This window comes from Winogradskyella sp. ECml5-4, from assembly GCF_036903175.1.
Classification (GTDB): Bacteria; Bacteroidota; Bacteroidia; order Flavobacteriales; family Flavobacteriaceae; genus Winogradskyella; species Winogradskyella damuponensis.
Genome location: NZ_JAYJLF010000018.1, coordinates 13,557 through 32,308, shown reverse-complemented (window position 1 = coordinate 32,308; position 18,752 = coordinate 13,557). Strand labels below are relative to the sequence as shown.

The window sequence follows — 18,752 nt, the reverse complement described above, 5'->3', positions numbered from 1 at the left end:
ATGCGTTTAAATAAAGGGAAATTTGATTTTGTAAAGCTTCTAGAGCCATTTTTTACGTTTAAAATAAAAGAGCAATCCAATAAACAGAACAAACATTACACCTAGAAGTATAAAATAACCGTTTTTATATTTTAGTTCAGGAATGTATTCAAAGTTCATTCCATATATGCCTGCAAGAAAGGTTAATGGGATAAAAATGGAAGACATTATGGTGAGTACTTTCATTACTTCGTTCATTCGATTGCTAATGGTTGTCATATACATGTCCATTAAACTCCAAATCATTTCACGGTAGATATCTATGTTTTCAGACACTTGAATTAAATGGTCATAAATATCTCTGTAATAGGTAATAGTGCGTTTGTAGATTAAAGGGTGTTCGCCTTTTTCAATACGATTAATAATTTCACGTAGCGGAAAAATAGCACGACGTACTTTTAATATTTCTCGCTTTAATTGTTGTACTTCAATATTGATGTTTTCTCTTGTGTTTCCGGCAAACAAATCGTTTTCTAAATCTTCAATTTTATTGCCTAAGGTTTCAATAATACTAAAATAATGATCTACAACAGCATCAATTAAGGCATACAATAAATAGTCTGATTTTAGACCGCGTATTCTACCATTACCATGGCGCAGGCGTTCTCTTACTGTATCAAAGACATCGCCTTCTGCTTCTTGAAAAGAAAGGACGTAGTTTTTTCCTAAAACGAAGCTCACTTGTTCTATAACAATGTTTTCATCGTTGTCATAATACAGCATTTTAAGTACAATAAATAGATAGTCGTCATACTCATCAATTTTAGGACGTTGTGTGGTATTTACGATATCTTCGAGAACAAGAGGGTGTAATTCGTACTGTTTACCTATGTTTTCAATCTCATTAATGGAGTTTAACCCATCAATATTTATCCAAGTAACAGAATCTGTGCTTTTGTGTATTTTGGCATCTTCAATATTGGTGAGGATGCTTTCATTTAATGTTTCTTTGGTGTAATCAAAGGATTCAATATGAAGTAGTTTTTCGGTTTTTACACCAGTATAAACTAAAGTGCCCGGAGCTTTTCCAATATGTTTTTTATAATTATGTGTGCGTTTTTTTATTGGTTTATTCTTCATAAGTTATAAAATACTACTGTCGTCTAAAGCATCCTTTTGCAATAAAGTTACAGCTTTTTGAAGAATGAGATTGTTTGGATAGGTTACTAAATCTCCATTATCCTCTCTAAGATGAATTTGAAACGCTCTAATATCTTCAATAATAGCCTCTAGCGGATAGTCTTTATCATGAATTTTTATTTTATCACCAACTTTATATGGGAAAGAAAAAAACATAATTACACCAGAAGTGATGTTACTTAAAATAGACCAAATAGCAAATAAGGCCACACCAATAACGGCAAATACAGAAGAAAATACAAGTGTAATATCTCGTGTTTCTGCACCAAGAATAAAGGCTTCTATTAAAATAGCTATAAGAACAAAAACGACAGTTACATATCTACCAATTAATGTTGCTCGTGCTTCTGTAGTACCGCTTTTTTCGCCTATTTTTTTTACAGTAATTACAATAATTGTCCTAATTATAAATAATACGATTAATAATATAATCGTATAAATAAATTTGTCTTGATAGTTGGAAAATATTGAACTCATGTAAGGCTTATTTTGCTACACAAATATAATTCAGAAACTATAAAGTCTATTGTAATTTTAAAGTTTCTCTAAGGTTTAAATCTGCATTGCTTTTTTTATTCCAATAGTCAGATTTTAAGGTTTCTAATTTTGTAGCTTTTGTAGTTAAGGTTGCGCTAGAAGTACCTATTCCGTTAGTTGTGGTTTCTTCCCAACCTAAAATATCGAAAGGAAAATTAGGATTGAAATTTATTTTTAAAGTTCGGTTTGCCTCAGGATACGAAATGGTGTAACTATTATTTTCTAATTTGGTAAAAGCTTTTTGAGGTTCTAAGGCTTCGTGATTAAGTCTTGTAGATTCTAATGCCGGAATTAGGTCTAATTGCCCTACAGGAAGACTTTTGGGATCTATTCTTAATTTAGTCCATAATTCATTTTCGGTCCATGTTTTATCTAGCTTAAAGTTTTCGTCAGCTTCCCCTTGGAAATATGAATGTGATTGTACTTCAAAAGTATTGCGATTATTTAATTGCATATAAACATGTCCACACCATTCTTGTATAGAAGCAGAGATTTTTAAGGCATGTTGATTATTTGTAACGGGATAAAACGTACTCTGCATTATAGAGTATGGATATATGCCCGTATTAAAATTTTTAGTCGCATTTAATTTTAAAACAGGAATATTAGTTTCATTATAGTTGTCTGCTTTGACTTGTACATTGGGTAGAAAATCTTCTGTGACATAAACTAAAACAGCTGTGCCTTCTCGTAATTCGCCATAGCGAGCTTGTTCTAATTTGTAGGATGTTATTTCGGCTTCACCATCATACCAATACGCTTTAAACTCTTCTGATAATTTAGGTGCTGGTGCTACCTCTTCTGTTTTAGGTTCTGAAACCGTAGCTGTTTCTAATGTTTTGGTCTTGTTTTCTGTACAAGATGTAATAATAGATGTTACTCCTAGAATTAAAAGGTAAAAAAAGTTACGTTTTATATGTTTCTCCATGACTTGAATGTTTTTAGATTCTGAAACTAAGACATTTTGCCTCATAATTTCAAAGTATAATAAAGATAAGACTCTAAAAACCTTTGACAATGGTATTTAACGTTTCGTAAAGTAAATGTGTTGGCAAACCAACAACGTTGTTATAAGAACCTTCAATACTTGTAATACCTATTGCTCCAATCCATTCTTGTATACCATAAGCACCAGCTTTATCTAGTGGTTTATAGGTTTTAACATAGTACCAAATTTCTTCATCTGTTAAAGCCTTAAAAGTTACTTTTGTTGTTGTATTAACAAGGTGTTGCTCTGTTTTTAATGTAAAACAGATAGAAGTAACAACTTCATGTGTTTTGTTACTCAACGATTTTATCATAGAAAAAGCATCGTCTTCATCTTTAGGTTTGCCAATGGCTTTATGGTCTAGCCAAACAATTGTATCGCTTGTAATAAGAATGTCTTTATGCTGAATATTTTCTGTAAAAGGTGTCGCTTTTAATTTTGCTAAATAATCAGTGATTTCTTCACGTTTTAAGTCTTCAGGATAAATTTCTTCAACAGGTTTTAACTGAATGTCAAAGTCAAGATGCATTGCTTTTAAAAAAGCATGACGACGCGGCGAAGCAGAAGCAAGAATGATATTGAAATCTTTGAGTTTGTCATTAAGCATTAGCGATGGTTTTATATTAAAATAGTTACGAAAAAAGAAGTTTTATATAAAGATAAAATAAGGGTTATTTTAATATAAAATTATATAGCAATAAAGACAACATACCTGTGAGCATTACTAATTTTAAAACTAAACTAATGTGTTTGTATTGTGCTTTCTTTTGGGCACTAAATAATTTTATACTCACATAAATTAGCGGAGCTATAACTAATATTAAAAAATAGCCAACGACAAGTTGTTGCTTAAATAAGTAGGTAATTACGTAGTAAGTTATAGCGCATATAGGAATAAGAGACAGAAAAAATGCAATTTTATTAGCACGTTCTCTTCCTAAAATAATAGGTAGCGTTTGAATTCCTGCTTTATAGTCGCCATCAATATCTTCAATGTCTTTTACTAATTCTCTGATAAGATTAATCATAAAAGCAAAAATGGCGTAATCTCTAATAATATTAATGAATGTTAATTGGACAGCTTTGTTATTTATATTTATTGCAGGGATTAACTCAATAATACCCACCAATAAAATACTTAATGCCACCACAATAGACACGACAATATTACCAACTAAGGCTATTTGTTTTAGAGAAGTCGAATAAATATAAAGCAATGCAGAAGCTATAAAAAAGATAGCAAAAAAACCGGATTTATTAATCTCGTTAGTAATATAAAACCCTAAGCCAACACCTAATATATTAAGTATGATAAATAAAGTATATGCATTTTTTTCGGAAATATGCTTATGGATAATAACTTGGTTGGGTTTGTTTATTTTGTCAGTTTCAACATCATAAATATCATTAATAACGTAGCCTCCAGCAGCAATACAAAGTGTAGCTAATACTAGAAGGAAAAAGTTAAAATCGTTTAAGGTGGTTAATACGCTATGACTTTCGTGAAATGGTAATAAAAGGGCATATTTTACTAAATATTGCATTAGAGCAATCATTAGTAAATTTTTCCAACGGATTAAATTTAAAAAGTGAATCATTTGAAAGCTTAGTGGGATAAAATTTTAGTGATTAAATAAAATGTGGTAATCGCAATGATAATAAAAAGAATAGTGCTAATAATTACTGTTCTTTTTAAGAGTTTACGTTCTTGTTGTCGTATTTTATCTTTAATTTTTTGTTTGTCTTCTCTTGTTAAATCTTTATGCAAAAAATGCATTTTGTAATGTAGATGTGCTTCAAGATCTAGCTTATCCTTATATTTAGAAAAAGGCTTTGACGACCTTTGGTTAAATGTAGCCTGACTATTTCCAAAGCCAATATATCCAAACCCTGTGCTATGTCTTCTTCTGCTTGACATCTATGCTTTAGTCATATTTTGCATTAAAATTTCCATTCCATTTGCCTTGTACTTTTAGGACTTGCTCAATCACATCTCTTACAGCACCTTTTCCTCCATTTTTATGTGAAATATATTTTGAAATGGCTTTAATTTCTGGAACAGCATCTTGCGGACAACACGGCAAACCAACTAGTTTCATTACGGGATAATCTGGAATATCGTCTCCCATATACAACACTTGTGATTTTGAAATATTGTGTTGATCTAAATACGAATAGAGTTGTTCAATTTTATTATGAGCTCCCAAAAAGATGTCTTTAATACCTAATCCAGCCAAACGTTTTCTTACACCTTCGTTAGAGCCTCCAGAAATAATACAAAGATTAAATTGGGCATCAATTGCTGTTTTTAGTGCAAACCCGTCTTTAATATTCATAGTTCTTAACATTTCGCCTTCTGTGGTTACTGTGATTGTGCCATCGGTTAGGACACCATCAACATCAAAAATAAAGGTGGTAATGTCTGCTAAATATTCTTTGTAACTTTTATCGTCGTTCATTGGTTTATCTATTTTTTTGTTACTGGTCTAGAGGTTAGATTATGTGTCTTTTTTATAGAGGCTGTCAGTAATTTATAAATGGCTTCGTGTTCTTCTTTTTCAATCAGTTTTAGTTGCCGCTTTATTGTTTTTTTATCATTTCGTTTGGCAGGTCCTGTCTGTGCCATATAGGGAGACATTTGTTGAATTTTCTTTGCCGTTTCTTCAATTAAAGGGTGCAGTATTTTAAATTCTATATTTTTAGTTTCGCAGATTTCATGACCAATTCTGTAGAGTTGGTTGGTGAAATTATTAACAAAAACAGCTGCCAAATGAAGTGTTTGTCGCTGTTCGGTTGTAATCTTATGAGGTTTGCAACCTACTGCTTTGGCTAAATCTTTTAATAGTGTAAGGTTTTCCTTTTCGTAAACTTCTACACAAATAGGAACTTCCGAAAATTCTATTTCAGCCGTTTTAGAAAAAGTTTGTAAAGGGTAAAAAACACCAATCTTATTCTTTTTATCTAAATCGTGCATGGCAACACTTCCTGAGGTATGAACCACCATACGATTAGAAAATGGTAAATCAGAAGACAATTGTGAAATGCTATCATCGCTAACAGCAATAATGTAAATGTCGGCTTCCTTTAATTCGTCTAGCGAGTCTGTAATATCAACATCATTAGCGTAAGACGAAATTGATGCTCGCGTACGGTTATACCATTGGACAACTGAAACGGTTTCAGATTTTAAAAAGGCTTTATATAAATGTGTGGCTACGTTGCCAGCACCTAGTAATACAACTGATATCATGCTGTAAAAATACTAAGATTTCTTATTTTAGAATCACTAGAATGGGATTAAAAGAATAACTTTGGGTAACATTAAAAGAATGAGTCTATTTAGTAGATTGTAAATGTTAATTTCTATGGGTAAATCAGACATAAAAAATAGAGAAGATGTTTTTCTATTGGTATCAAAATTTTACGAAAAGGTAAGAAAAGATGAAAAATTAGGACCATTTTTCAATGAAACTATTAAAAATTGGGACGAACATTTAGAACATTTAACCACATTTTGGGAATCGAGTTTATTCCTAAAAACTAAATATTATGGTAATCCATTAGAAGCACATGTTAAAGTTGATGCTGCATTTAATCATAGTATTACCGAGTTGCACTTTGGCTTATGGTTAAATCTTTGGTTTGAAACTATAGATGAGTTATTTGAAGGTGACTATGCCGAAAATGCTAAGCGTAGAGCACGTAAAATGGGCACCTTTATGTATATGAATATTTTTGCAGCAAGAAAGGCCTAATTTTTTATAGGCATCTTCATAAATTTGTGTTTTAAAATCTAAAACAAAACACAGATGAAACTGATTAGAGAATTTAAGGAATTTGCAGTTAAAGGCAATATGATGGATATGGCAATAGGTATCATCATTGGTGCGGCCTTTAATAAAGTTATAGATGTTTTAGCAAAGCAGGTTATTTTACCACCTTTATCCTTATTGACAGACGGAGTTAATTTTGGTGATAAAAAATTAGTGTTACGAGAGGCTATAAATAGTGCTTCTGGCGAGATTATTACTAGTGAAGTTGCTATAGCTTATGGAAAATTATCTGAAGTGTTTTTAGATTTCTTAATCATTGGATTTACGGTTTTTATAATTGTAAAGTTTATGAATAGACTTAGAAATAAAGCCCATGATGCTAAAGATAAAACAGTGGTGACACCAAAGGATATTCAGCTCTTGTCAGATTTAAAAGAATTAATGGAAGAGCAAAATAGAATGCTTAAATCTAACACAAGGAATTAGGTTTGTAAATATGTATAAATTTAACATGTTTTAGTATTTTAATCTCATTTCCAAATCACTAAAATATCCTATCTTTGCGCGAGCTTAAAAAAGCCTATAGTTATGCAAAAGAAGATCGCTAATTTCCTATTCTCCACTAAACTTACTGCGTTTTTATTTATTGCCTTTGCTGTTGCAATGGCAGTTGGTACTATTCTAGATAGAAACATGGATACATCGCCAACACCATACACAAGAACGCTAATATATAATGCATGGTGGTTTGAAGCCATAATGGTGTTTTTTGTAATTAATTTTATAGGTAATATTTTTAGATTCCGTTTGCATAAAAAAGAAAAGTGGGCCACTTTAATTTTGCACTTATCCTTCATACTTATCTTGTTCGGTGCTTTTGTGACACGTTATATAGGGTTTGAAGGTATGATGCCTATAAGAGAAGGCGAAACAGAAAGTGAGTTTTTCTCTCAAAAAACATATATAGGAGGACGAATTATTGGTGATTATAAAATTAATGGCCAATTACAACAACGAAGAATAGAAGAAGAAGTCGATTTTTCTCCACGATTAGATAATGATTTTGAAAAAACCTTTGATTATGGTGATACCGAAGTAACTGTTAAACTCGAGGAATTTATTCATGGTGCAGAGGAAGATATCATTCCTAATGAAACTGGAAAGCGCTATTTAAAAGTTGTAGAGGCAGGCGATAGCGGAGCCCATAATCACTTTTTAGAGGATGGTACAGTAGCTAATCTTCACAATGTTTTAGTGTCTTTAAATAAGTTTCAAGAAGGAGCTATTAATATTACTGAAACGGAAGATGGGCTTTTTATTAACTCTCCTTATGATGGAGAATACATGACTATGGCAACTCGTGCTACAGGTAAGTTAATTAAAGATAGTTTACAGCCTTTAATCCTAAGGTCTAGATATATTATTGGTAACATGCAGTTTGTATTGCCAAAACCTATTGTAAAAGGTGATTTTGGAGTTGTAAAAAAGCCGGAGCTTCTAAAAAGTAATGCAGATCCAGATGGCCTAGTCTTAAGTGTAACTGCAAATGGTGATACAAAAAAAGTAGGTATTTTAGGTGGTCCTGGTAATTATACCGCTTTGAAAGAATTTAAAGTAGGTGGTTTAGAAATAGCATTACAATATGGCCCTAAGTTGTTAAAACTACCATTCGAAATTAAACTTAATGATTTTATTGCTGAAAAATATCCAGGTACGGAAAAAGCCTATTCTTCTTACGAAAGTAAAATAACTGTGTTTGATAAAGAAGACGGAGATTTTGATTACCATATATACATGAATCATGTTTTGGATCATAAAGGTTATCGTTTTTTTCAGGCGAGTTTTCATCCCGATGAAAAAGGAACAGTCCTTTCTGTAAATCATGATTTTTGGGGAACATACATTACTTATGCAGGTTATATATTACTGTATTTATCAATGATGGCTATTTTATTTGTAAAGAACACGCGTTTTGATGATATCCGAAAAAGACTAGCTAAATTAAAAGAGAAGAAAGCAAAAATGATGACCATGATTTTGCTTTTAATTAGTTTCTCTGGTTTTGCTCAAGTGCATTCAGAAGATGATGGTCATAACCACCAAAAGAAAACAGATAAAGCACAGATAGACTCAATACTTAGAGTGCATATTACACCCAAAGAACATGCCGCGAAGTTTTCTAAAATGGTCGTTCAGGATTATAGTGGTCGTATGATGCCAATGCATACCTATGCTTCAGAGATGCTTCGTAAATTAAGTAAAAGTGATGTTTATGAAGAATTTGATGCAGACCAAGTCTTTTTATCTATTCAAGAAAGTCCTATGCTTTGGTACAATGTGCCAATCATTTATTTAAAACCAAGAAAAGCAGATTCAATACGGTCAATAATAGGTATTGATTATGGTGAAGAATATTCGAGATTAGTAGATTATTTTACGCCAGAAGGTAGGTATAAACTAGCACCTTATTTAGAAGAAGCTTACAAAACACAAGTGCCTAATGGCTTTCAAAAAGAAGTAAAAGAGGCAGATTCTAGGGTTAATTTATTATATAATGCTATAGAAGGAAGGTCTATTAAAATATTTCCTGTTCCTAATGATGATAATAATAAATGGATTTCTTCTTTAGAGTTTAGAGAGCAAAACTATAGAGAAAAAATTGAAGATACGCTTTACGGTAATTTTATAAATAATGGCTTTAGTGCGTATTTAGTCACTTTAAATAATGCCAAACAAACTGGAGATTATTCTAAAGCAGAAGAATTACTAGAAGGCATTAAAAAAACACAACAGCGTTTTGGAAGTGAAGTCATGTTATCTGACGAGAAAATTAATTCCGAAATTCTGTATAACGATTACGATGTATTTAGACAACTCTTTAGTTGGTACATGTATGCTGGTACATTATTATTTGTTTTAATTATTATTCAGATTTTTAAGTACCAAAGTAAAGGCCTTAAGGTTGCAATAAATGTATTGCTAGGTGTTATAGCATTGTTGTTTGTGATGCATACTTTAGGTTTAATATGGAGATGGTATTTGTCAGGTCATGCACCTTGGAGTGATGCTTATGAGTCCATGATTTATGTCGCTTGGTCTACCATGTTGTTTGGATTTATTGTAGGTGTTACTAAGAAAAAAGATAGTATAGGAACCTCTAAGTCAATTTTAGGAAAATTTACGACATCTAGTTTAACTGTTGCAGCTGGAGCTTTTGTAACATCTATGATATTAATGATTGCACATTGGAATTGGATGGATCCAGCTATTGCAAATCTTCAACCTGTATTACAAGGATATTGGTTAATGATACATGTTTCTGTAATCGTTGCAAGTTACGGACCGTTTACCTTAGGAATGATTTTAGGTGTGGTTTCATTAGTCTTAATGATTTTTACCAACAAAGCGAATAAGGATAGAATGCTCATTAATATTAAAGAGTTAGCCATAATCAACGAAATGGCATTAACGGTTGGTTTAGTATTGTTAACTATTGGAAATTTCCTTGGCGGAATGTGGGCCAATGAAAGTTGGGGACGTTATTGGGGTTGGGATCCAAAAGAAACTTGGGCACTTATTAGTATTATGATTTATGCCTTTGTTATTCACATGCGATTAGTTCCAGGATTACGAGGTCGATGGATCTATAATCTTATGTCTATTATCGCTTTTGGTAGTATTCTTATGACTTATTTTGGTGTTAATTTCTACCTGTCAGGATTGCATTCTTATGCTAGTGGAGACCAAATATTAAGTTTTCAGTTTATTGCCATAACTATTGGTATTATAGCGATATTAGGATTCTTGTCTTACAGGAAATATAAAAGACATTACAAATAATACGTAAAGACTTTAGAATACTTTTTTAAAATTGGTTGATAGATATGAGTATTTATCAACCAATTTTTTTTGTTGAGAGTTCTCTAATGAGTTGCATCCATTTTTACTAAATTTACATCTCTTAGAAACATAATTATGACTAAAAATAAACTAGGCTTAAATACCATTTGCACACATACAGGTGAAGTTAAGGACGAACAATTTAAAGGAGCAGTATCTCCTATATATTTAAGTACATCTTATGAGTTTTTAGATGTGGATGTCAAACGATATCCACGGTATTTTAATACTCCTAATCAAGAATATTTAGCCAAAAAAATTGCGGCTTTAGAACATACAGAATCGGCTATGATTTTTGGTTCTGGTATGGCAGCAATTAGTACGATGTTTTTAGCCTTTTTACGACAAGGAGATCATTTGGTAGTTCAGAATACGTTGTATGGTGGAACCTTAAATTTTATAAAAGAAGAATTTCCTAAATATGGTATAGAATACACCTTTACCAATGGGTATCAAGTTGAAGATTTTAAAGCAGCCATTCAACCGAACACAAAATTGATTCATATTGAAACACCTTCCAACCCTTTAATGACTATCACAGATATTAAAGCGATTGCAAAACTGGGTAAATCTAAAGGTATTTTAACCTCTATTGACAATACCTTTGCATCACCAGTAAATCAAAATCCTATAGACTTAGGTATTGATATGGTAATGCATTCTGCAACCAAATATTTTGGAGGTCATAGCGATATTTTGGCTGGTGCTGTAGCAAGCTCTAATGAACATATGGAACGCATATGGAATGTTGGTAAGAATCTTGGTGGAAGTCTAAGTGATATGACTGTTTGGATGTTAGAACGTAGTATGAAAACTTTAGGGCTGCGTGTAAAAGCACAAACCAAAAATGCTATGAAGTTGGCCAAATGGTTAGAAAAACATCCAAAGGTTTTAAAGGTTTATTATCCAGGATTAAAGTCGCATCCAGATTACAAGTTAGCTAAGTCACAAATGAAAGGTTTTGGAGCTATGTTGTCTTTTGAATTGATAGGTGGCATCGATTCGCAACAATTTCAAAAAGAACTCAAGCTTATTAAATCGTCTATGAGTTTGGCTGGTGTTGAGAGTACTGTGTTATCTCCGCATTTAACATCTCACGCATTATTAACTCAAGATGAGCGTGATGCTATTGGACTTAGCAATCAGTTAATTCGATTTTCTGTAGGTATAGAAGATGTAAAGGATTTAAAACGCGATATAGAACAAGCTATAAATAGTACAAAGCACTAATATTTAAAGTGTTTTTTGTCTAAAATCACATTTTAAATTTAGTTGTAGAGACAGTCTGTTGAAGTTTTTAGTTTTAAATGCATGTCTTGCATAACCGATTTCGGTATTTATAGTGTTGGTTATTAAAATACCCAGACCCACAAAAGCTCTATTTTGTTGAAAATCAAAAGCGTTTAAGTTGAAATGAATTTCATCATAGGATGAAATAAAGAGCATGTTATTTAGTGGTATTTTAATTTTAAATCGGTAACGTATTCTATGTTTTAATAGGTTTTCTGTAGGATATGCTAAGAACCGTTGTTCTAATCTTAACCTATGAGAAAAACCAATAGTGTTTGCTTTATGATTAAAGACTAACTGTTCAATTATTCTATTGTCTCTGGTATGGGGAATATCATTGACTTCAAATGATGAATCAATATCACCATAAGCATAGCTTAAACCAATGGATAATTTTGGGTTAAAATGATAATTCAGCCCTATGATTCCTAAAAGTAAGTGTGCTTTATTAGCGGGTAATTCATAGTTCCAATTAGTGAAAGAGCCGCTTACACTAAATTTATCACTTATTTTGTTAGATGATGTCACTTCATACCAAGATCCTAATTTATTTTCTCCTGTGTTTTGTGCATGCAATTGCGCTTGAAATATAATGAAAGCGAATACTATGTATAGGGTGTTTTTCATAATAGACTGTATAAGAAAAAGAGCCCATTTCTGGGCTCTTTTCAGTCATGGAATTATTAAATATGGTCGTTTAAATGATGGTGTTCATCAATTAATGGACCACCTTCAATGATTTGTTGAGATGCTTCACTTGCAAATTTTTCAAAATTCAAATGGAAAGAATGTGCAAGTTGAATAGATTTACTAACATACTGGCCTTTATTTTCCCAAGTATTCATTGGGTCTAATATGTCGTCAGGTACATTAGGACATGATTTTGGCATAAATAAACCAAATATTGGATGTTGTTCGAAATCTACATTATCTAATTTCCCTTCAAGAATCGCCGTAATCATAGCTCTTGTATATTTTAGTTTTATACGAGAACCAACTCCATAAGGTCCTGCGCTCCAACCCGTATTTATTAGCCAAACGTTGACACCTGCATCTTGCATTTTTTTACTTAACATTTCAGCATAAACTGTTGGGTGTAATGGCATAAATGGTTCTCCAAAACATGCAGAGAAAGATGGTACTGGCTCTGTAATACCAGCTTCTGTACCTGCTACCTTGGCGGTGTAACCAGAAATAAAATGGTAAGCCGCTTGGCCTGGTGTTAATTTTGAAACCGGTGGCAATACACCAAAAGCATCTGCTGTTAAGAAGAAAATATTTGTGGGATTACTAGCGTAAGACGGTTTTTGGATATTATCTATATGATAAATCGGGTAACTTACACGTGTGTTTTGTGTAATGCTACTGTCCATATAATCAACTTCTCCATTGTCTTTGAAGATGACATTTTCAAGAATTGCACCTGGTCTAATGGCTCTAAAAATATCGGGTTCTTTTTCTTCAGTTAAGTCAATCACTTTTGCATAACAACCACCTTCAAAATTAAAGATATTGTTTTCTGCTGTCCAACCATGCTCATCATCACCAATTAATTTTCGGTTTGGATCGGCAGATAAGGTTGTTTTACCTGTACCAGATAAACCAAAGAAAATAGCTGTGTCTCCATCTTCGCCAACATTAGCAGAACAGTGCATTGGTAAAACGTTTTTTTCAACCGGAAGAATAAAGTTTAATGAAGAAAAAATACCTTTTTTAATTTCACCTGTATAAGCAGAACCACCAATTAAAGCAATTTTCTTAGTAAAATTAAGAATTGAAAAATTTCCTTGACGTAATCCAACAGCTTTAGGATCTGGTGCTTCATATCCTGGAGCACAAAGTACCAACCATTCTTCTTTAAAATTTTCTAATTCAGATTCATCAGATCTTAAAAACATATTATATGTAAACATGTTAGACCAAGGATATTCTGTTACAGTTCTTACATTGGTTTTATATTCAGGATCAGCACATACGTAAGCATCTCTAACATAAATTTCTTTGCCACTTAAATAGTTAGTGATTTCAGATTGTAGTTTATCAAAATTATCTAGGGAAATTGCTTTGTTCGTTTTTCCCCACCAAACTTTATCTACAGTATATTCATCTCGAACTATAAAACGATCTTGAGGTGAACGTCCTGTGAATTTTCCTGTATTTATAGCTAAAGTGCCGTTCGCAGTTTCTTTTCCCATTCCTTTTTCAATAGTAATGGCTTGTAGTTTTTCAGGAGAAAGATTCCAATGAGCTTTGGTGTCCTTAAGTCCATATTTAGTAAGGTCTCTAGTTTTCATAATTGAATTGTTTAATAAAGTTTCCATGATTTATAATTTTTTAATTCCACGTTCCTTTTAAAATGGCCAAATTAATGGCACTAATAGTAAAGAGGTTATTAAGAAGAGTAGAAGCAATGGCGCACCTACTTTTAAGTAATCCATAAATTTATAGCCACCTGCAGTCATTACCATAGCATTTGTCGTTGTACCTACTGGTGTTAAAAATGCTGTTGAAGCACTAATCGCTACTACAATCATAAAAGGAGCTGCAGAGATGTTAAGCGTGTTTGCTGCAATAATTACAATAGGCGCCATTAATACTGCTGTGGCTGAGTTATTAATAACTTGACTAAAAGTTGTAGTGAGTAAAAACACACCTCCTAATAAAACAACAGGGTGTAAGCTTCCTAATGAAGCGACCAAACCGTTAGCAATCAGTTCTGCTGTACCTGTTTTTTGTAATGCAATTCCCATTGGTATCATAGCTGCAATCATTACAACGCTTATCCAGCTTATACCTTTGTAAGCTTTTACCATTGGGACACAACCGGTAATCATTATTAGGCCAGCAGATATTAATGCAGCAACTGCTCCTGGTACGATTTCAAATACTAATAATGCAATCATTAATAATAAGGCAGCTAATGCGATATACGATTTAATAGTAAGGTCTGTAACCGTTTTAGCCATGCCTTCAGGACTACCACAAATAACCAAATGCTCGTAGTGTTTTTTTAACTCATCAATAGCGCTCCATTGCCCTCTAATTAAAAACGCATCACCTGCCTTTACTGTAATTTCTCTGTCTATTAAAGGTTTTGCATTTCTTGACGCAGCCATAAGTTGTACGTTGTAACGTTCAAAGAAATGCCCTGAACTTATATTTCGTCCTACAAGTGCAGATTGCGGAGTTACCAAAACCTCTGCCATACCAACTTCTTGATTGATGAGGTTGTTTCGTAATTCATTAGCAATAGGTTCTAATGGTAAGAGACCTAATCTAAATTTTATCATTAAGGTATTAATCGCTTCAGTATTACCTTTAACAGTAATAATATCGTGGTATAAAAATTCAGTGTCATCTGTCGGAAGTTCAATAAAAGGATGATTACCTTTTAGACGGTTTGGATGTCTACGTTTAATACGTAATATGGTAATACCATAATCTTTTTCAAGATTCCAATCCCCTAATTTGGTATTTAAGAATGGAGATACAGATCTTACTCTCAATCTATAATAGTCGCCATCTACTTTATATGCTTCAATCCATTGGTGAAGTGTAGTGCTAACATTAACAGGCTTATTATTGGTTTTATTGCTAGGCAAAAGTCTGTAGCCTATATATTTAAAGTAGAGTAGTGTTAATAATAATAGCGGTAATCCTATAAGTCCAAATTCAAAGAAAGAAAACCCTTCTAAACCACTTTCTAGCATTGTATTATTTACAATAATGTTTGGAGGAGTGCCTGTTAAAGTTAGCAGACCACCAGTATTTGAGCCAAAAGCTACGGGCATTAATAATTTAGAAGGTAAGGTACCAATACTCCAAGCAGATGCAATGGTTACAGGCATTAGTGTTGCTACAGTACCAGTATTACTTACGACTCCAGATAGTAATCCAGAACCTAAAGTTGTTATTAATAAAAGCTTCATTTTGCTTTTGCCAGCCATTTTTATAAATTTTTCACCAGCCAAAGCAGTCCAACCTGTTTGAGAGAGTCCTTCTCCTATAATAAATAGAGCAGCAATCATAATCACGGTTGGATTACTAAATCCGCTTAATGTTTCTGTTAAATCTAAAATTCCAAAGACAAACAAGCTTAACATAGAAAGAAGTGCGATAATATCTGGTGTGAATTTACCCCAAATGAATAAGGAAATGGTAATAATTAGAATGGCTAACATTAAGGTCATAAGGACGTTATCTTTGAATAATAGCGTAAAGATATAGTCAATAGGAAGCAATATTCATGACGAAAGTCATACTTTAGAAGTATTGCGGATTTTTCAATTTAGACCACTAAAATTTGAGAAAATAAAAGATTTATGCAATCGAAACCGTTTGCGAATTAAAAAGAAAGCGATTATCTACCTTCTTTTTAATATTTTTGATACTTAGAAAAAATTAAAAGACGTATGAAATTAGATATTTTGGCTATTGGTGCACATCCAGATGATGTTGAATTAGGCTGTGGCGCAACCTTAGCAAAAGAAGTTTCAAAAGGAAAAAAAGTAGGTATTATAGATTTAACAAGAGGCGAATTAGGGACTAGAGGAACAGCCGAAACACGTGATGAAGAGGCTTTTAATGCTGCTAAAATATTAGGAGTACAATCTAGAATTAATATGCGATTTGCTGATGGTTTCTTTGTTAACGATAAAGCACATCAATTAGAACTTATTAAAATGATTCGCTATTACAAACCTGAGCTAGTTATTTGTAATGCTATAGATGATAGGCATATTGATCACCCAAAAGGAAGCCAATTAGTTAGTGATGCTTGTTTTCTTAGTGGATTGAAAAAAATTGAAACCATTTATAAAGATGAAAGTCAAGTACAAGAAGCTTGGCGACCAAAAGCCGTATACCATTATATACAGTGGAAAGATTTAGAGCCAGATGTTGTTGTTGATGTTTCTGGTTTTATAGATAAAAAGGTAGCATCAGTATTAGCTTATAAAACGCAATTCTTTGATCCTAATAGTAAAGAGCCTGAAACTCCGATATCTAGTAAGAACTTTACAGATAGTGTAGAGTATAGGGCAAGAAATTTAGGGAGATTAATTGGAGTGGAACATGCTGAGAGTTATACAGTTGAGCGTTATGTGGCCGTAGAATCGTTATTTGATTTAAAATAATTTCAAAAACTGTTTGCAAGAGATAACAAATAAATTATCTTTGCAATCCAATTTAAAATGGTGGTTGTAGCTCAGCTGGTTAGAGCGTCGGTTTGTGGTACCGAAAGTCGCCGGTTCGAACCCGGTCTTCCACCCAAAAGTAATAAGCCTTTCAGAAATGAAGGGCTTTTTTTGTGGAGTGAATTTAAATGCTACTTTTAATTAATAGAAGTCAAAAGCGTTTTGATGTCTTTCTTTAAACGGGTAACTTCTTCAGGAATTAAACTGTTATAAAACCCACGTATGTTTTGGTTGTGATCCAAAAGAGCAATGTAACTACTATGGTAGAAGTCTGTACCATCCTCGTTAGGTTTAAAGTTTGTCATAAATTGAGCGGCTAAATGTTTAGTGTTTTCTTCACTAGAGGTTACAAACAGCCATTTATGATTTGGTATTGCTGTAGCTTCAGAATAGTTTTTTAGGACTTCAATTGTGTCATTTTTAGGGTCTATAGTATGAGATATAAGTAGAACAGTATCATTAGTTATAAACTCTTCAGCAACTTTAATAAGTTCTGTTCGCATAGGCGGACAGATACTTGGACACCGTGTAAAAAAGAAATTAGCAACAATAATTTTGTTCTGAATGGTTTCAGCAGAAACATGTAATCCGTCTTGGTCTTTAAAATTAGAATATTTAATAGAATAAGTTTCTTTTTCGCCTTCAGAGTTAATTTTATAGCTTAAAATAGGCAGTTCTTCAACATTCGATTGGCAACCCATAAGTACTATAGTTAGTAAGACAAATAGTAATTGCTTCATTAGTTTACTTTGTAAGCTTTTAGTTGTTCGTGCATTTCTTTGTCGTATAAAAATAGAAACATACTCGCCATCATATCCTGATCGCTTCCAGATGTGTTATTAACTTCTAGTATCAATTCATAAGCATGATCTGGATACAACATTACACCTTCTGCACTCGAAAAAGACGACACACGTTTTAAACCTGTTTTATCAGTATAATTTTCAGCAATAGATGTAAATATTACTGTGTCTTTGGTTTTATTTTTTAAAGTTAATGTCTCAGCATAAGGATGTAAATGTGTAGCAATATGGTGCAATGTTGTGCTGTCTTTTAGCTGAAGTTGATGTGTAATATCATAACTATATCGCTTTCTGCCGGGAAACACAACCCAATGACCAGAAAGGCTTTCTCCTTCATCGTTACTATAACTATGGTTTCCTGTTTCAACCGGTAAGCACATATTAGGATTGGCTTCGGTTGGACCTTGAAAAGGATTATCTGTATTATAAGGTAACATAATAAAAACCGTTTTGCTTTGTAGCGGTTTCATCGTTTTACTATGCGGTTTATAGCCTAAATTGATTTGATGTTTTACAGAAAACGGATCACTTTTTATATTATGATTAAGAGTTTGTGTGGATAAAAATAAATTTTCATTTCCAAATACAGGAAAACCATAACCATCAGGAAAGTTATACTTTTCAATGCCGTTGCTCATTGAAGTTAACCTTGGATAGTGTTGTCCAATGCGTTCGTTTAAATTCCAGCGCGAATAATGTTCGCCATCATAAAAATCAATATTTGTATGGCATATATAATCGTTGGAGAGTGCATCGACTTCGTTTGTACTTATGGCCTTGGTTTCAAATGAAGTTATCCAAACCAAATCATCCGTTTTAGAATCTATTTGAAAGGAGCGCATTACCTTAGGGCCTTCCATAGATTTGTATATCTGGTCGACAACAAGTGTTGGTGTAATAAGCGATAATGTTTGGTCTTTTTTTGTGATATTCCAAGTGTTATCAACCAAGCCAAAAGTGTGATTTATACGCGTTTTTATAATGGCTTTATGCCTGCTAGGAAGATTTAAATAATAAATTCCACCAACACTTATGGCAACAAGCAATAATAAAACTGAATATTTTAGTATTTTCGAGTTCACACAAT

18 protein-coding genes and 1 tRNA gene are annotated in these 18,752 nt (G+C 32.7%); 6 read left to right on the top strand and 13 right to left on the bottom strand.

What is annotated here, in order from left to right; all coding sequences use genetic code 11:
• Positions 1 to 39: 39 nt before the first annotated feature.
• The 8 genes from corA to VDP25_RS15565 form a co-directional block, all read right to left on the bottom strand.
• A complete protein-coding gene (gene corA / locus VDP25_RS15600; RefSeq protein ID WP_334471316.1) occupies positions 40 to 1,119 on the bottom strand; it encodes a magnesium/cobalt transporter CorA in 1,080 nt (359 codons plus the stop codon).
• Between the two features lie 3 nt (positions 1,120 to 1,122).
• Positions 1,123 to 1,656 (bottom strand): mechanosensitive ion channel domain-containing protein, encoded by a 534-nt coding sequence (locus tag VDP25_RS15595; RefSeq protein ID WP_334471314.1) that lies wholly within the window; start codon positions 1,654 to 1,656, stop codon positions 1,123 to 1,125.
• A 46-nt stretch (positions 1,657 to 1,702) separates the two neighbouring features.
• Entirely contained in the window at positions 1,703 to 2,644 is a 942-nt protein-coding gene (locus tag VDP25_RS15590) for a septum formation inhibitor Maf (protein WP_418639566.1), read from the bottom strand.
• Between the two features lie 73 nt (positions 2,645 to 2,717).
• Positions 2,718 to 3,311, bottom strand: coding sequence for a Maf-like protein (locus VDP25_RS15585; RefSeq protein ID WP_334471310.1), 594 nt, complete (start codon positions 3,309 to 3,311; stop codon positions 2,718 to 2,720).
• A gap of 64 nt (positions 3,312 to 3,375) precedes the next feature.
• Positions 3,376 to 4,302, bottom strand: coding sequence for a geranylgeranylglycerol-phosphate geranylgeranyltransferase (locus tag VDP25_RS15580; RefSeq protein ID WP_215925191.1), 927 nt, complete (start codon positions 4,300 to 4,302; stop codon positions 3,376 to 3,378).
• A gap of 8 nt (positions 4,303 to 4,310) precedes the next feature.
• Entirely contained in the window at positions 4,311 to 4,622 is a 312-nt protein-coding gene (locus tag VDP25_RS15575) for a hypothetical protein (RefSeq protein ID WP_334471307.1), read from the bottom strand.
• 7 nt (positions 4,623 to 4,629) lie between these two features.
• On the bottom strand, positions 4,630 to 5,163 hold the full coding sequence (locus VDP25_RS15570) for a KdsC family phosphatase (protein WP_215925189.1): 534 nt from the start codon (positions 5,161 to 5,163) through the stop codon (positions 4,630 to 4,632).
• 8 nt (positions 5,164 to 5,171) lie between these two features.
• Complete coding sequence (locus VDP25_RS15565) at positions 5,172 to 5,954, bottom strand: Rossmann-like and DUF2520 domain-containing protein (RefSeq protein WP_215925188.1); 783 nt, start codon at positions 5,952 to 5,954, stop codon at positions 5,172 to 5,174.
• A 115-nt stretch (positions 5,955 to 6,069) separates the two neighbouring features.
• On the opposite strand from VDP25_RS15565, the gene VDP25_RS15560 reads away from it, so the two are divergent.
• From VDP25_RS15560 to VDP25_RS15545, 4 genes are all read left to right on the top strand, one after another.
• Positions 6,070 to 6,459, top strand: a complete 390-nt coding sequence (locus tag VDP25_RS15560) for a group III truncated hemoglobin (RefSeq protein WP_334471304.1) — start codon at positions 6,070 to 6,072, stop codon at positions 6,457 to 6,459.
• A gap of 54 nt (positions 6,460 to 6,513) precedes the next feature.
• Positions 6,514 to 6,963, top strand: a complete 450-nt coding sequence (gene mscL / locus VDP25_RS15555) for a large conductance mechanosensitive channel protein MscL (RefSeq protein WP_334471302.1) — start codon at positions 6,514 to 6,516, stop codon at positions 6,961 to 6,963.
• A gap of 102 nt (positions 6,964 to 7,065) precedes the next feature.
• A complete protein-coding gene (gene ccsA / locus VDP25_RS15550) occupies positions 7,066 to 10,317 on the top strand; it encodes a cytochrome c biogenesis protein CcsA (protein ID WP_334471300.1) in 3,252 nt (1,083 codons plus the stop codon).
• A gap of 135 nt (positions 10,318 to 10,452) precedes the next feature.
• Positions 10,453 to 11,607 carry a trans-sulfuration enzyme family protein gene (locus VDP25_RS15545; RefSeq protein ID WP_334471298.1) on the top strand — a complete coding sequence of 385 codons (1,155 nt, stop codon included), beginning with the start codon at positions 10,453 to 10,455 and terminating at the stop codon, positions 11,605 to 11,607.
• 3 nt (positions 11,608 to 11,610) lie between these two features.
• On the opposite strand, the gene VDP25_RS15540 is transcribed toward VDP25_RS15545, so the two are convergent.
• Genes VDP25_RS15540 through VDP25_RS15530 form a run of 3 tightly spaced genes read right to left on the bottom strand, consistent with a single transcriptional unit; the run spans position 11,611 to position 15,857 of the window.
• Complete coding sequence (locus VDP25_RS15540) at positions 11,611 to 12,294, bottom strand: DUF2490 domain-containing protein (RefSeq protein ID WP_334471296.1); 684 nt, start codon at positions 12,292 to 12,294, stop codon at positions 11,611 to 11,613.
• Positions 12,295 to 12,350: 56 nt separating this feature from the next.
• On the bottom strand, positions 12,351 to 13,961 hold the full coding sequence (gene pckA, locus VDP25_RS15535) for a phosphoenolpyruvate carboxykinase (ATP) (RefSeq protein WP_334471295.1): 1,611 nt from the start codon (positions 13,959 to 13,961) through the stop codon (positions 12,351 to 12,353).
• A gap of 57 nt (positions 13,962 to 14,018) precedes the next feature.
• Positions 14,019 to 15,857, bottom strand: coding sequence for an SLC13 family permease (locus VDP25_RS15530; protein ID WP_334471293.1), 1,839 nt, complete (start codon positions 15,855 to 15,857; stop codon positions 14,019 to 14,021).
• Between the two features lie 222 nt (positions 15,858 to 16,079).
• Between VDP25_RS15530 and bshB1 the strand changes: the two genes are divergently transcribed.
• Together bshB1 and VDP25_RS15520 are read left to right on the top strand one after the other, a co-directional pair.
• Complete coding sequence (bshB1, locus tag VDP25_RS15525) at positions 16,080 to 16,802, top strand: bacillithiol biosynthesis deacetylase BshB1 (protein ID WP_334471291.1); 723 nt, start codon at positions 16,080 to 16,082, stop codon at positions 16,800 to 16,802.
• 59 nt (positions 16,803 to 16,861) lie between these two features.
• A tRNA-His gene (locus tag VDP25_RS15520) sits at positions 16,862 to 16,937 on the top strand.
• A gap of 62 nt (positions 16,938 to 16,999) precedes the next feature.
• Here VDP25_RS15520 and VDP25_RS15515 read toward each other — a convergent pair.
• Positions 17,000 to 17,602 carry an SCO family protein gene (locus VDP25_RS15515; RefSeq protein WP_334471289.1) on the bottom strand — a complete coding sequence of 201 codons (603 nt, stop codon included), beginning with the start codon at positions 17,600 to 17,602 and terminating at the stop codon, positions 17,000 to 17,002.
• Complete coding sequence (locus tag VDP25_RS15510; RefSeq protein ID WP_334471287.1) at positions 17,602 to 18,747, bottom strand: hypothetical protein; 1,146 nt, start codon at positions 18,745 to 18,747, stop codon at positions 17,602 to 17,604. Before VDP25_RS15510 ends, VDP25_RS15515 begins: the two co-directional genes overlap by 1 nt.
• Positions 18,748 to 18,752 lie beyond the last annotated feature (5 nt).

Excerpts from the sequence above, each read along its gene's own strand:
- corA (WP_334471316.1), bottom strand. The coding sequence starts at position 1,119 with ATGAAGAATAAACCAATAAAAAAACGCACACATAATTATAAAAAACAT.
- VDP25_RS15565 (WP_215925188.1), bottom strand. The coding sequence starts at position 5,954 with ATGATATCAGTTGTATTACTAGGTGCTGGCAACGTAGCCACACATTTA.
- VDP25_RS15530 (WP_334471293.1), bottom strand. The coding sequence starts at position 15,857 with ATGACCTTAATGTTAGCCATTCTAATTATTACCATTTCCTTATTCATT.
- VDP25_RS15545 (WP_334471298.1), top strand. The coding sequence starts at position 10,453 with ATGACTAAAAATAAACTAGGCTTAAATACCATTTGCACACATACAGGT.
- ccsA (WP_334471300.1), top strand. The coding sequence starts at position 7,066 with ATGCAAAAGAAGATCGCTAATTTCCTATTCTCCACTAAACTTACTGCG.
- bshB1 (WP_334471291.1), top strand. The coding sequence starts at position 16,080 with ATGAAATTAGATATTTTGGCTATTGGTGCACATCCAGATGATGTTGAA.
- VDP25_RS15515 (WP_334471289.1), bottom strand. The coding sequence starts at position 17,602 with ATGAAGCAATTACTATTTGTCTTACTAACTATAGTACTTATGGGTTGC.
- VDP25_RS15540 (WP_334471296.1), bottom strand. The coding sequence starts at position 12,294 with ATGAAAAACACCCTATACATAGTATTCGCTTTCATTATATTTCAAGCG.
- VDP25_RS15560 (WP_334471304.1), top strand. The coding sequence starts at position 6,070 with ATGGGTAAATCAGACATAAAAAATAGAGAAGATGTTTTTCTATTGGTA.
- VDP25_RS15570 (WP_215925189.1), bottom strand. The coding sequence starts at position 5,163 with ATGAACGACGATAAAAGTTACAAAGAATATTTAGCAGACATTACCACC.
- mscL (WP_334471302.1), top strand. The coding sequence starts at position 6,514 with ATGAAACTGATTAGAGAATTTAAGGAATTTGCAGTTAAAGGCAATATG.
- pckA (WP_334471295.1), bottom strand. The coding sequence starts at position 13,961 with ATGAAAACTAGAGACCTTACTAAATATGGACTTAAGGACACCAAAGCT.
- VDP25_RS15590 (WP_418639566.1), bottom strand. The coding sequence starts at position 2,644 with ATGGAGAAACATATAAAACGTAACTTTTTTTACCTTTTAATTCTAGGA.
- VDP25_RS15585 (WP_334471310.1), bottom strand. The coding sequence starts at position 3,311 with ATGCTTAATGACAAACTCAAAGATTTCAATATCATTCTTGCTTCTGCT.
- VDP25_RS15580 (WP_215925191.1), bottom strand. The coding sequence starts at position 4,302 with ATGATTCACTTTTTAAATTTAATCCGTTGGAAAAATTTACTAATGATT.
- VDP25_RS15575 (WP_334471307.1), bottom strand. The coding sequence starts at position 4,622 with ATGTCAAGCAGAAGAAGACATAGCACAGGGTTTGGATATATTGGCTTT.
- VDP25_RS15595 (WP_334471314.1), bottom strand. The coding sequence starts at position 1,656 with ATGAGTTCAATATTTTCCAACTATCAAGACAAATTTATTTATACGATT.